The 13,916-nt window shown below is 58.9% G+C and carries 9 protein-coding genes and 2 pseudogenes; 8 read left to right on the top strand and 3 right to left on the bottom strand.

Features of this window, described 5'->3' with window-relative positions; translation table 11 throughout:
• Positions 1–95 precede the first annotated feature (95 nt).
• From C484_RS07280 to C484_RS07270, 3 genes are all read left to right on the top strand, one after another.
• Complete coding sequence (locus tag C484_RS07280; protein WP_006825299.1) at positions 96–923, top strand: sulfite exporter TauE/SafE family protein; 828 nt, start codon at positions 96–98, stop codon at positions 921–923.
• Between the two features lie 14 nt (positions 924–937).
• Positions 938–3,433 carry a heavy metal translocating P-type ATPase gene (locus C484_RS07275; protein ID WP_006825298.1) on the top strand — a complete coding sequence of 832 codons (2,496 nt, stop codon included), beginning with the start codon at positions 938–940 and terminating at the stop codon, positions 3,431–3,433.
• An 87-nt stretch (positions 3,434–3,520) separates the two neighbouring features.
• Positions 3,521–3,982, top strand: a complete 462-nt coding sequence (locus C484_RS07270; RefSeq protein ID WP_006825297.1) for a DUF4383 domain-containing protein — start codon at positions 3,521–3,523, stop codon at positions 3,980–3,982.
• 68 nt (positions 3,983–4,050) lie between these two features.
• On the opposite strand, the gene C484_RS07265 is transcribed toward C484_RS07270, so the two are convergent.
• Positions 4,051–5,292: an MFS transporter gene (locus tag C484_RS07265; RefSeq protein WP_049915125.1), complete on the bottom strand. Its 1,242-nt coding sequence runs from the start codon at positions 5,290–5,292 to the stop codon at positions 4,051–4,053.
• A 360-nt stretch (positions 5,293–5,652) separates the two neighbouring features.
• On the opposite strand from C484_RS07265, the pseudogene C484_RS24200 reads away from it, so the two are divergent.
• Positions 5,653–6,968: pseudogene (locus C484_RS24200) on the top strand (IS4 family transposase).
• A gap of 180 nt (positions 6,969–7,148) precedes the next feature.
• Here the strand turns inward: C484_RS24200 and C484_RS07255 are convergent.
• Positions 7,149–8,060: pseudogene (locus tag C484_RS07255) on the bottom strand (IS1595 family transposase).
• 207 nt (positions 8,061–8,267) lie between these two features.
• On the opposite strand from C484_RS07255, the gene C484_RS07250 reads away from it, so the two are divergent.
• The 4 genes from C484_RS07250 to C484_RS07235 are packed head-to-tail and all read left to right on the top strand — an operon-like array spanning position 8,268 to position 11,274.
• A complete protein-coding gene (locus C484_RS07250) occupies positions 8,268–8,450 on the top strand; it encodes a hypothetical protein (protein WP_006825292.1) in 183 nt (60 codons plus the stop codon).
• 3 nt (positions 8,451–8,453) lie between these two features.
• The gene (locus C484_RS07245) at positions 8,454–9,311 is read left to right on the top strand and encodes a cytochrome c oxidase subunit II (protein ID WP_006825291.1); all 858 of its coding nucleotides are present in this window, start codon (positions 8,454–8,456) and stop codon (positions 9,309–9,311) included.
• A complete protein-coding gene (locus C484_RS07240) occupies positions 9,308–11,062 on the top strand; it encodes a b(o/a)3-type cytochrome-c oxidase subunit 1 (RefSeq protein ID WP_006825290.1) in 1,755 nt (584 codons plus the stop codon). The genes C484_RS07245 and C484_RS07240 overlap by 4 nt, the downstream gene beginning before the upstream one ends.
• Complete coding sequence (locus C484_RS07235; protein WP_006825289.1) at positions 11,062–11,274, top strand: hypothetical protein; 213 nt, start codon at positions 11,062–11,064, stop codon at positions 11,272–11,274. The genes C484_RS07240 and C484_RS07235 overlap by 1 nt, the downstream gene beginning before the upstream one ends.
• A 158-nt stretch (positions 11,275–11,432) precedes the next feature.
• Here C484_RS07235 and C484_RS07230 read toward each other — a convergent pair whose 3' ends face one another.
• Positions 11,433–13,904: a heavy metal translocating P-type ATPase gene (locus C484_RS07230; protein WP_006825288.1), complete on the bottom strand. Its 2,472-nt coding sequence runs from the start codon at positions 13,902–13,904 to the stop codon at positions 11,433–11,435.
• Between the last annotated feature and the right edge of the window lie 12 nt (positions 13,905–13,916).

Here is a 13,916-nt window from a genome sequence, read left to right as displayed (position 1 = left end):
TGGGCGATGGCAAGCGTTGAAGCCGAAACGCACAACATCCCCAGGTGTATAGATAGAAACAAGGTCACCTTCGAACGGTCGAGATACGAGACACGATGGATCCTCTCACGCTCTTTGGCACCGACGTCGCTCTCTTCGTCGTCATCGGACTCCTCGCAGGCGCCCACTGTATCGGGATGTGCGGACCGCTCGTGACACTTTACTCGAGTCGGATGACCGAGCCCGCGACCGACGGAGGGACCGCAACGGCGACCGGATCAACGAGCGGGCAACGCGGTCAACTCACGGTCCACGAGGTGACTCAGCACGCACTGTTCAACCTCGGACGGGCCGCTAGTTATACCGTACTAGGAGCGGCATTCGGGACGCTCGGGGCCGCTGTCGTCCTGACGACCGACCAGTTGACGCCGATCGTCGACGCAGTCCGCGGCGGGATCGGAATCGTCGTCGGCGGCTTCGTCGTCGCGACCGGCGTGTACTACCTGCTCGGTCGGACAACCGGCGGCGTTCACCTGCCGGGGCTCGAGCGGCTCACTGGTCGGTTGACGGGTCACGTCGACCGGCTCGCGAGCGGGCCTGGGATCGTCGGACTAGGGGCACTACACGGCCTGTTACCGTGTCCGGTGCTCTACCCGGCGTACCTCTACGCGTTCGCGATCGGATCGCCGACCGGCGGGGCGGTCGCACTTGCGGCCCTCGGTATCGGAACGATTCCCGCGGTCTTCGCCTACGGGACAGTTATCGAGGCCGTCGACGTTGTCCACCGCCGGCGGGTGCACCGCCTGCTCGGGCTCGCATTCGTCATCCTGGGGTACGTCCTGCTGGCACACGGGTTGATGAGCGTCGGAATCCACGTACCGCACCCGGAACTCCCGTTCTACGACGGTATCGACGCGCCCACAGCGGGTGGACACGACCATTAGACCGCTACATTACGATGACTTCGAATCCAACGACCGATAACGGCTGCACGCTGTGTGATCTTCCAATCGAGGGTAGCGATGTCGTCCTCGATGGTGAGCCCTTCTGCTGTGTCGGCTGCCGCGACGTCTACGAGGTCCTCGGCGACGTGGAGAATGTCGACGTAAAGGACGTCCGCTCGACGCGGGCGAGGACCGACGAGGACGACCACGATAACGAGCCCCACCCCGACCACGAGACAACGTTCCTCGAGGTCGACGGGATGTACTGTACGACCTGCGAAGCGTTCATCGAGTCAGTTGCGACGGCCACCGAGGGGGTCAGTAACGCTAGCTCGAGTTACGTCACCGACACGGTGCGGATCGACCACGACCCCGACGCCGTTTCCGTCGACGACCTGAAGGCAGAGATCAGCGGCCTCGGTTACAGGGCCTTCGACCGCAAGGACGCTTTCAGCCGCCGCCGAGCGGACAACTGGGAGGTCGGACGGATCGCCGTCGGCGTCCTCATGGGGATGGCAGTGATGATGCAGTACCTGGTGATCATCTATCCCACCTACTTCGGCGGATTGTTCTACGACGAGCGGACCATGCGATTCTTCGAGGAAACCCTCGCGAGTTCGCTCGCGACACCGTTTTACATCATCATCTTCGCGCTCACGACGATCATCCTGCGGGTAACCGGGAAGCCGATCTTGCAGGGGGCGTACGTCGCCGTCCGAACGCGCACGCCGAACATGGACCTGCTCGTGGCGATCGCCGCGGTCAGCGCCTATCTCTATAGCACGCTCTCCATCGCTGTCGGCAACGCGCACATTTACTACGACGTGACCGTCGCGATCATCGTCATCGTCTCCGTCGGCGGCTACTACGAGTCGACGCTCAAACGGGAAGCCCTGGATCGGCTCTCGGACCTCACCATCGTGCAGGTCGACGACGCCCGCCGCGTCCTCGACGACGGTGAGACCGTCGAGACGCCCGTCGAGCACCTCGAGGCTGGCGATCGCGTCCTGGTTCGGGGCGGCGAGCGGATCCCGATCGACGGTGCGGTCGTCGACGGCGAGGCCACCGTCGACGAAGCGGTCGTCACCGGCGAATCCCTCCCCGTTACAAAGCGATCCGGCGACGTCGTCGTCGGCGGGTCACTGGCCGCCGACGGAGCGATCACGGTCGAGGTCGGGGAGGACGCCACGAGCACGCTCGATCGCCTCTCAGCGCTCGTTTGGGACCTCCAGAGCTCAAGCCACGGCATCCAGAGACTCGCCGACCGCCTAGCGACGATCTTCGTCCCACTGGTGCTCGTCCTCGCGACCGTCGTCACGGCGGTCTACCTCGCCACCGGCAATGGTCTCGCGAGCGCGTTGCTCGTCGGGCTCACGGTGTTGATCGTCTCCTGTCCCTGCGCACTCGGGCTGGCGACGCCGCTGGCGGTCGCCGCGGGTATCCGCGACGCACTGCAACGCTCGATCGTCGTCTTCGACGACAGCGTCTTCGAGCGGATCCGCAACGCCGACACCGTCATCTTTGACAAAACCGGGACGCTGACCACCGGCGATATGACCGTTCTCGAAACGGACCTCGAGGCAGACCTCCTCGAACAGGCAGCGCTACTCGAGGGGCGCTCGGCTCACCCGATCGGCGAGGCAATCGCCGCCGTCCGGCCAGCCGCGGACGGCGGGCGACTCGAGGGTGTCGGCGCCGGTTCGGTGAAGGATGACGGGGTCACGGCAGACTCGTCGACCAGGGACACGACCGAAGTGGAAGCGGGCGGAGACCGCGTCGGGTCCTTCGAGAACCACCGGAACGGCGTTTCAGGGATCGTCGACGGGAAGGAGGTTCTCGTCGGCCATCCGAACCTCTTCGCGGCCCGTGGCTGGGAGGTACACGAGGAACTCGCGGATCGGATCGTCGAGAGCCGGGACACCGGTCGCGTCCCGGTCGCGGTCGGCCGCGAGGGTCGCGCCGAAGGGATGGTCGTCGTCGGCGACGAACTCCGGACGGGCTGGGAAGAGACAGTGACAGCGATCGACGACGCCGGCGCCGACGTCGTCGTCCTCACCGGCGACGACCCGCGCGCTGGCAAGCGGTTCCGCGAGCACTCCGCCGTCGACCGCGTCTTCGCGGGCGTCCCCCCGGAGGGGAAAGCCGAGACGGTCGAGCGCCTCGGGGCAACCGGCGTGGCGGTCATGGTCGGCGACGGCACGAACGACGCGCCAGCGCTTGCGGCCTCAGATCTGGGCATCGCCCTCGGGGGCGGAACCGCGATGGCCGCCGACGCCGCAGACGTGGCCCTCGTCAATGACGACATCGCTTCCGTTGAGACCGTCTTCGACCTAGCGCGGGCGACGGATCGGCGCGTGAAAGGTAACATCGGCTGGGCGTTCTGTTACAACGGGATCGCGATCCCGCTGGCGGTGACTGGGCTGCTCAATCCGCTGTTCGCCGCCATCGCAATGGCGACGAGCAGTCTATTGGTCGTCACGAACTCCTCGCGGTCGCTGCTCACGGAGTGATCACCTGAAGTCAAACAGATCTCCGTGGTACATTCTATTTCCCCAAGCTACTTCTCTGTGGATACTGGATTCTCGACGTGGGAGATAATGTCTTTTACAGAAATACGTCTCGATGAGCACCAATCGAGCAATAGGCAGCCATCCAAGACACAAACTATTGTTCGAAAGTTCGGCGCGTTCATGCTCTCTATTGGGATACTCGGTTTCGTCGGTCCTGCAGTATGGGGTAATGATAACGACGGCTTCGTGAACATCGAACCCGGGTTGTTCCTGGGCGAGTTCGCCATCAATGGACGCCATTCAGTGTTACACGTACTGGTCGGCTTGCTCGGCTTGCAAGCCAGCCGTGACCCCGAGGCTGCTCGCCAGTACATGGGGTTCGGCACACTCTTTTTCGGTACATTTGCTGCTATCGGCTGGAGAGAGTTCGGGTTTGAACGCGGTGTTCACATGATAGGCGGATTCGCTCTGGATGTCTGGTCGAACGTGGCCCATACATTGTTAGCTGCGTTCAGCTTTCTCACTGCGATCAAGCCCGACTCGCAGTAGTATGAACAGGTTGCTGAACTCGGAGGTGATTGTCGGCAGTATCCCGCCCTCATTCCGGAACGTGAGGCTCACTGAACGACTTTTTCAACCCGTTTTCGTCCTCTAGTGATCAAATATCCTGCCAGGATCAGCCCAATTATCGGAAATATGGCGAGAGTAGTGAATAACAAGTTCATTCCGCCATACGTGAGCACAATACCCGCAATCGAGGCACCGGCAGCTCCGAGTCCAAAGACACCGAGATACGTATATCCGAACGAGAGACCGTGGACATCCGCTGCTGCGTACTTCCCAATCAGTGCCTGGTGTATCGGCGCTTCCATGAACACGAAAAAGCCGAGCGTGGCACAGATCACCAGCGTCGCAACGAGCCCCGCACCGACGAAGAACGGAAACAGTAACGAGATGAGTACCAGTATCGTGAAAACGCCAAATATCGCCCACTCGGGGGACCGATAATCGCTCAATCTCCCGCCTACGTACTGTCCGAGTCCACCGATCAGGAGCAAGCCAGCATAGACGTACTGGCTCGATTCGAGAGGCTCACCTGCAACCTCGACGGATCCGAACACAGGAAGATCTGCAAGAATGTCCGGGAGAAACGTAAATATACCCCGATAATACGTGCCTGCGAGCATCGCAATCGCGAATGCGACGATGAACCCACCGACGAGCAGTACTTTTGACTGCCTCAGAAACCTCCTCAGACCCAGAGATTGTCCTGCGACCGGGTTGTTCTCCGTGGACGAAGTCTCCCCCCGCTCATCGAATGTTAACCTCGAAGCGACGAGTACACCGACGAGTGCCGGAACGATAAGTAGGCCTGCGACGAACCGCCAGTCGAGAACGGTGAGCAAGAGCACGGCTGCAAGTGGACCGGTTGCAGTGCCGACATTCCCGGCAACACCGTGATATGCCAGTGCCGTCCCCTGTTGGTCTGTTCCTCGAGTAATCAAGGAGAGGCCTGCTGGATGATACAGACTGGCTGCAGCGCCCCAGAGAACAAGAGCCGCGCTGAGAACCCAGATTGTGGGCGCTGCACTGATGAGAGCGAAGCCACCAGCCATCCCGCTCATCGAGAGGACGACGAGTTGCTTCGATCCATACCGATCGGCCAGTGCGCCACTCGGAAGAGCACCGACACCGATCGCCCCGTATCCGACGGCAACGACAGCCCCTAACACAGCTGCGGAGACGTCGAATTCGTTGAGCCAGATCACAACGAAGAGCGGAATCACCATCTCATACAGGTGGAACGACGCATGACCGACCATCGTGAAGAGCGTAATGGTCCGGTCGTTCTTCTTCATGATCGAGAGAAGGTGGGCGGGGGTAAAAATGAGTGCGACTTCCACGAGAGAGTGTTCCGACAAAGTAGGTGGAGTTGGTCATGCTTCTACGCTAATTATTTCAAGAAGCAAACTATAGTTGAAGGTGGAGCTTGGAATCCCGCCACACGCTCCAAGTTTCCCCTGTTGTGAAAGGTGGCCATCCGTTCTAGTTTAACAGATCGGGGTATCCAGAGACGCCGAGCTAGAATAGTTAGTAACTAGGAAAGTGAGAATCCGGTGGGAAGTGTGTACAAACCACCGGACTCAGTAGTTGTGAACCGCATACAAAGAGCGTTTCCATCCGATGAGTTGCGCGAGCGTGCTCGCGCAACGAATCTCATCCAGCGAGAGCGGAAACTCGACGTCGTCGCCCTGTTTTACACGCTTTCNCAAAGAGCGTTTCCATCCGATGAGTTGCGCGAGCGTGCTCGCGCAACGAATCTCATCCAGCGAGAGCGGAAACTCGACGTCGTCGCCCTGTTTTACACGCTTTCCCTCGGCTTCGCTGCCGGATCTGATCGGCCAATTCAGGCGTTTCTCGAACGCTACGTCGAGATGGCTGACTGTGACGAACTCTCGTATGCGACCTTTCACGGCTGGTTCAAACCGGAGTTCGTTGCACTCCTCCGAGAGATTCTCGATGACGCCATCGAGAATCTCGATACGGGCCAAACCGAGCTGACCGGACGTCTCGAACGGTTCCGAGATGTCCTGATCGTTGACGCCACGATCATCTTGATCTACCAAGATGCCAGAGACGTCTACGCACTCGATGACGACCGAGCCGGGGCGAAACTCCATCTCACCGAATCGCTCTCGACTGGGCTTCCGACGCGATTCCAGACAACCGACGCGAGCACCCATGAACGGAGCCAGCTACCCACTCTCCGGTGGGTAGCTGGCGCCCTCATCCTGTTCGATCTCAGGTACTACGATTTCTGGCTGTTCGACCGCATTGACGCCAATGACGGCTGGTTCGTCTCTCGCGCCAAAGCGAACGCGAACTTCGAGATCGTCGAAGAGCTCCGGACGTGGTGAGGGAACAGCATCCCACTAGAGGGCCAGACGCTGCAGGCCGTCCTGGACGACCTGCAGCGACAGGAAATCGACGTACAGATCACGCTCTCGTTCGACCGTAAACGAGGGTCGGGCGCCAGTGCGNCGATTAGTCGGCGTTCGCAACGATGACAGCGGCGAGTATCATCTGTACCTGACGAATCTGGACAGAGACGACTACCGCGCGCCCGATATCGCACAGCTCTATCGGGCGCGCTGGGAGATCGAGTTGCTGTTCAAAGAACTCAAATCACGGTTTGGACGAGATCAACACGACCGACGCCTACATCATCGAGGCGCTGATCATCATGGCGGCACTCTCGTTGCTGATGAGCCGGGTTATCGTCGACGAACTCCAGAAACTCGACGCAACCCAGCGAGACTGCGCCGACGACGCCGAGGCGTCGTCGACGCGGCTCCCTCGACGACGATGTTCACACGCTGTCGAACGGCACGCGCATCTGATCCAGTTGTACCTGATGCTGGATCTGGGGTACGAGCTACCGGATCTCGACTCGTTGTTGCTGTGGTCGTCACGAGATCCAAATCCACACCGTCCGCGGTTACGTGAACAGGTGGAGTCAGGCGAGTTCTGGTAACGAACTCGCCTGACGAAATGGGCCTGATCAGCGACGGCTCTGGAACGGCGGCGCACTCACGACCGCGAGTGCACCGCCTTCGACGGGAGACATGAGCAAGAACCGGCTGGTTTGCTGGAACAGCAGCTATCTCGGTATGATTGCGGTCAGACCCGACGCAATTTCGGCGTGATCGCCGTCTCAACCAGTCACTAAGCTAGAACGGATGCATAGCGTGGCTTTGATAGCGCGTTTGAGCACTTCTCTTCCCGGTCTCCGCAGTAGTTTTCGTCGAAGTTGAAAAGCTCGGAGATACTGTGTGAGTTTATCTTTTGAGATGCCTCGATGAGGCGAGAACCACGGTCGCAGCAGCGATCCGTGGCTCTCGCAGGTGTTGGCGTGTACGTTTTCGTCAGCGTATTCGTCGTCGTCGCGGACGACGTATTCGCGGTCGAATGCGTCGTCCTCGTTTAATGGATCGTAAGCACGAAATCCGTCAGTGTAGACGGTCAGTGGCTCCTTCTCGCGGTTTGCGAGAAGGAGCCGGATTGTGGGTTCATCGTCTGACTTCGCTGGGATCACGTATCGGTCGCCGGTGCCACGATCGATGATCATGAACACCGGCGGTTTGTCCTGATCGTACGATCCTCGTCCACGTGTGGACAGGCCACGCGAGCGCGACGGTCGGTCGCGCTCGCGGCCTTTCAGCTCTGCAGAAACGTAGACTTCGTCGATTTCGACCGGACCAACGAGGTCGAGCGAAGGCGCATCGAGCGCCTTCGTGAAGCGCTCGACGCGCTGGTAGATCGTTTTGTACTGGACGTCAATTTCTAGCTGAAGTTGGCGAAAACTCGTGTTAAACCGGAGAAACGCGTAGATTGAGAACAACCACTTTCTGAGTACGACCTTCGAATGGGCAAAGATCGTGCCAGTCTTACCGTTGAACGTGCGGTCGCAATTCTTACAGAGATAGCGCTGAAAGTTCCCATAGCTGCCGTTCTGTCCTAACGGTCAAGAACGGCAGCGAGGGCAGGTAACACCATTACGCCAGCGAACCTGCTCCAACAGGTTCACTGCGACCGATTCCGATCCAAACACATCTATCGGAATCATGCCTAACGGACACCGCTGACGCGGTGTCCTTGCTCTCTTCGATTCCACAGCGACAGCTGGACAGTATCAACAATCTCCTACAGAAGAGCGAAAATCAAATCTATATATGAAGAGAGTGTCGTACAGTACTGTAAGATCTCATGTCTATTGGGATATCATGGGGATTCACCACACATTTATTGACCGATTTGTGGTGGGGAGATCCATATGGACAAGACATCGATTTCGAGAGAACTTGACCACGACGAGTTTGATCCTCGAGGGACGCTCGCCCTGATCGTACTGTACTTCGTGGTCCTGACGCTGATGTGGCTGTTCACGTACTTCGTCGAGTTCCTCGGAAACGAGCCGACGGTAATTGGTCATCTCGGGCTCTTGGCGGGGTTGTGAGCGATGAGGATTCATACCTACGAGAAGCTGTGGCTCGTCGCCTCGATGGTGTTGATCGTCGGCTTCATCGCGACGGTAACGTACGGATCGGTTGGACTCGGGATCACGATGATCGGTGATGACGAATCGACGATCGCACCAGACGATATCGGAGACGACGATCAGTTCGGGGAGCCGCGCGTCGAACAGGTCGGCGAGGACGAATACGAAGCGTACGTTATCGCTCAGACGTGGACCTTTCAGCCAGACCCAATTGAGGTTCCCGCTGGCAGTAAGGTCACATTCTACGTGACAAGCCCAGATGTTGTCCACGGTTTCGCTGTCCCTGGAACGAACATCAATGCGATGGTTATCCCCGGAGAGACCGCGCAACTGTCCGTCGAGTTCGACGAGCCCGGTGAGTACGGTATCATCTGTAACGAGTACTGCGGTGCTGGCCACCACGATATGGAAGGTGAACTGATCGTCCAGCCCGAAGACGAGTTCGATCTGACTGAACTGACCGTCGAAGCACTGGAGTCCGTCGAACCGGGAGCGGACGTCGAGCTAACAGTGACGATCGAGAACGGCGAACTCGATCCCCTCGAGACAACGGTTGATACCGAAATCAGCAACGAAACGATTCAGCAGGATATCACCGTCGAGGGAGACAGTACCGAAAACATCTCGATTACCATCGATAGCGAAGACCTCGGTGAGGGAGACCACGACTGGACTGTCTCCGTCGACGGATACGAAGAAACCGGGACTGTGACGGTCGAACCTCCAGGAACGGACGGCAACGAAACCGACGCTGACGGCGATGGTGATGATAGTGCAGACACCAAGACAAACGAGACTACCGGAGGTGGCGGGACGTGACTGCACTGTTTGTCGACGAGTATCCCGCACAAGCTCGACTCGTTCGAGCCGCCTTTCTGACTGCGTTCACCGCGTTCGGTGTCGGGGCACTCTTCGGTCTCATCCAGGCGCTTCACCGGACCGATGTGTTTCGATTTCTTGAATCGGAAACGTACTATACGGTTCTAACTGGGCACGGTGTCTTCCTCGTCATCACGTTCGCAATTTTCTTTCTCGTTGGACTCTATCAATGGGCGGTGACCGTCAGCCTCGAGCGAGGCCCCGTCGATATGCGAATCAGTTGGACGTGGTATGGGCTCATGTCGATCGGTACGCTTCTCGTCGCGATTTCCATACTTGCGGGATTTCTCGACGACCCCCCAACGGTCCTTGGCTCGGAACTGAGCGCAGACGTTCTCTTTACGTTCTACGCACCGTTGCAAGCCCATCCGCTGTTTTATGCGGGACTTGCCACCTTCTTTATCGGAATCTGGCTCGCGGGAGCCGACTGGTTCCGGACGTGGTGGGTCTGGAAAGGAAACCATCCCGACGAGCGGATCCCGCTGCCGACGTTCATGGTGCTGATGACCATGATCATGTGGTACGTCGGGTCGATCGGCGTCGTGGTCGCAATCGTGGTATTTCTCCTCCCGTGGTCACTGGAGATCATCGAGAGCGTCAATCCGCTGCTAACGCGAACGCTGTTTTGGTACTTTGGCCACATGGTTGTCTACTTCTGGGTGTTGCCAGCGTATCTGCTGTGGTATAACGTGTTGCCGAAGGTCTCCGGCGGAAGACTGTTCAGTGATCCGCTCGCCAGAGTCGTATTTATCCTGTTCGTCCTGCTGTCGACGCCGGTCGGAATCCACCATCAATATCTCGATCCTGGCATCGCGGAAGGATTCAAATTTATAGCGATGACGAACACAATGTTCCTCTTGTTACCCAGTTTATTGACAGCATTCACCGTCGTCGCCAGTATGGAACACGGTGCACGTCAGCTGGGTGGCAAGGGGACGTTCGGTTGGTTACGAGCCCTACCGTGGCGAAATCCGGCATTTACTGGCATGGCACTGGCCGGCGCGGTGTTTGCGTTCGGGGGATTCACCGGTATCGTCAACGCTGGAATGAACATCAATTACCTCGTCCACAACTCGCTGTGGGTCTCCGGTCATATTCACACGCAGGTCGGCACCGCAAGCGCGCTGACATTCATGGCTGGCACGTACTGGCTCATCCCCCAACTAACCGGAAATCAACTCATCAGCCGGCGGCTTGGTCTCATTCAGGTCGTGCTCTGGTTCATCGGCATCGTGTTCATGACGAACTCGATGTACCGAGCCGGCCTTTTTGGCGTTCCGCGCCGCACGGCGGAACCGCAGTACGGTTTCGAGTACGATGTCGGTGTCGGATCGATGGCTGAACTCGACGCTCAGATTGCCCTCGGCGGAACACTATTGTTCATCTCCGCGATGCTCTTTCTCGGACTGCTGCTCCTAACAGTGTTCAATACCGATAGCGAACCAATCGTCGACGGGTCGATCCCACCAGCGCTGTCCGGTCCAGAGGACTCGCCACGAGTCCTCGATAATCTGCGTTTATGGACGGCGATTGCTCTCGTGCTGGTTGCCCTCGCGTACACGCTTCCGCTGGCCGCCATCGTAAGCCGAGGCGGTCTCTTGGGCCCTGATGTCAATCCGTTCCCTGTCGTTATCGATGGTCTCAAGATTCTACAGTACGTACTGCCGTCTATCGAAGTTGTCCCAATCTGATGCGCATCTCCTTTGCTACATTGTTGATCCTCATCGCTCTGATTCTCGTCGCTCTCGTCGAGGGGCGCACTATCCTCGCGTTCTTCGGCATCGGAATCTCACCGTTCGAGGCGGCGATTATCGGGCTGGTCGCGATCGGGACACTTCTCTTGTGGGCGGTGTGGCCGACCGCCAAACAATTAGCTGATTTGGAGTGCTTTCGCGGCGAATGACTGAACGGCTCGTCGACCAGTGCGGCACCGCCGCCGTTCGATGTTGAACCGATTTCGTGATCAACTCGCATCGGTTTGCTCAGAGAGAGCTCGAGAGGTGAGGTTAGTCGGTACTGAGACTGATGATACCCAAGGGCGAAGTGCAAACACGTATTCTCTCACAGTTGTCGCGAGGAATTGACGACGACGAGTAGACTACTCATTCCCATCGCGACCGCCGCGAACAGCGGATTCAAGAAGCCGGAAATCGCGAGCGGGATGGCTATCGCGTTGTACGCGAACGCCCAGCCGAGGTTCTGCCGGATGCGCCGATATGTGCCCGAGGCAACGTCGAGGAGGTCGGTGATGGCGGTGAGGTCATCGCCGAGGATCACGGCGTCTGCGGCGTCAATCGCGAGATCTGTGCCGCTTCCCATTGCAACCCCGACATCCGCGGCGACCAGAGCGGGCGCATCGTTACTCCCATCGCCGATCATCGCGACTGTCCCACGTGTGCGAAGACGACGTATCGTTTCGGCTTTGGCCTCCGGCGGGACCGCCGCGAAGACCTCGTCGACGCCGTTGATATCCCGGAACCGATCGGCCACTGCGCCCTCGTCGCCAGTGAGAACGACGACCTCGCGATCAGCTGCCAGCCGATCGATTACGCGGTGTAAGTTCTCGCGAAGCGAATCGCGTACCACGATGACACCGCGTACGCGGTTTCGCCAACCGACGGCAACCGGTACGCCGCCGTCGGATCGGACGGACTCGATTCGGGACTCGAGTGACGACGGTATCGACACGCCGTGCTCGCGGACGAATTCCGGGTGGCCGACGAATATCCGCTCATCGTCGACGACGCCGCTAACGCCTCGAGGTGCCCGTTCGAATTCGTCTACGTTCACGATGGAGTCGCGTTCACAGTCCTCGAATGCCTCATCGGCGATCGCACGGGCGATTGGATGCTCAGAAAGCGCTTCGACGGTCCCGGCGCGTCGCAGGATCCCGTCAGTGATCGCGGTCGCCGAGTCCTCGGCTCCAGTTTGGGCACTGTGGACGGCTGTGACGGACATTTGTCCCTCGGTGAGGGTACCCGTCTTGTCAAGAACGACGATATCGACGTCAGGGGCATCCTCAAAAAACGTCTCTGTCACGACGACGATCCCCCGACGTGCCGCGGTCTGGACGCCTGATGCGATCGCTAACGGCGTCGCGAGACCCAGTGCACACGGACAGGAGACGATTACGACCGATAATCCGACCAACACTGCTGTCCCCAGACTCGCACCAGTCGCGAGCAACGCGATTGTCGCGACCGACGCAAGTCCGACGACAACCGGGACAAAAACCGTCGCAAGTCTGTCCGCAAGTCGCTGGATACCTGGACGGGCGCTCTGAATCGACCAGAGCAGGGAGAGCAATCGATCATGCGTGCTCTCGACGTTATCGCCAACCTCGATAACGACTGCTGCGTCCGTGACGACGGTACCGCCGCGGACGGGATCATCGACGTTCTTTGTTACAGGCAGCGACTCGCCGGTAATCAGCGATTCGTCGACAGCCGCTTGACCCTCACAGACGGTTCCGTCAAGCGGGACGCGCTCGCCCGGACGGACGAGCAACTGATCACCGGACTCAACCGCCGAGAGTGGGACCGTCTCACCGGTATCGGCTAGGCGGGCTTCGTTAACTTGTGTTTCAGTGAGATCGGACAGCAATCCCGCGGCACGGCGTTTGATCCGGCTTTCGTAGTAGGTTCCCGCGCTGACTACGAGGATGATTGCGACCGAGACGTCAAAGTACAGGTCTGTTCGGCCGAGTACCATCGCGATGGTGCTGTACGCATAGGCGCCAACCGCTGCCAGCGAGACGAGGAGATCCATGTTCGGCATTCCTGCCCGCAGACTAACGTACGCACCTCGCAGGATAGGGTACCCCGTATAGAAGAGCACAAACGAGGTCATGAGCCAGATATTCACGCCAACGTAGTAGCCGTCGTAGCTCCCGAACTCGGCCAGCGGCTCATAACCGAAATAGGTCGGGTACAGGAAAACACCGTACCAGACCATCACCATCATCCCGAACAACCCACCACCGATCAGAAACTTCACGAGCGCAGCGTCCCGCGGTTCCTCGTTCGAGTCGTCCGTTCGCTCGCGAGCGTCATAGCCGTACCCCGAGATAACCTCGGAAAGTTGATCATCGTCGATAACGTCAGGGTTATACACCAATCGGATTGTATCCGTAGCGTAACTCGCCTCGCTTCCGAGAATCCCCTCAGTGGTTATCGCTTGCGCCTCGAGGAACGCTTCGCAGGTTGCACAGTGCATCCCATCGACGCTGAGGAAAGCGTCCTCTCCGTCGAGGTTGTCCAGATTCGACGACTCGCTCGCCGCGCGGTCACGGACAGCATCAGCGTTTGTATCGACATCGTCGAGCGTGCGGTGGACCTCGAGACAGCCGGGACAACAGAACGTTCCAGCGACGTTCGGGTCAGTAACTGGTGGGGACGGCGTCACGAGACCACAAAGCGTACAACTTCCTGACGAGGTTTCGACATCCTCGGTGCTCGTAGCGGTGAAGTCCACCGACTGTTTGGTATCGGTTCCGTCGGTCGAGTTCGGTTCGGATCGAGGTGGGTCTGTCATTGATACGGTGAC

The sequence above is a fragment of the Natrialba taiwanensis DSM 12281 genome (genome assembly GCF_000337595.1).
GTDB classification, from domain to species: Archaea; Halobacteriota; Halobacteria; order Halobacteriales; family Natrialbaceae; genus Natrialba; species Natrialba taiwanensis.
Note: the sequence above shows the minus strand (reverse complement) of the source record. Positions and strands in the feature narration are given on the sequence as shown.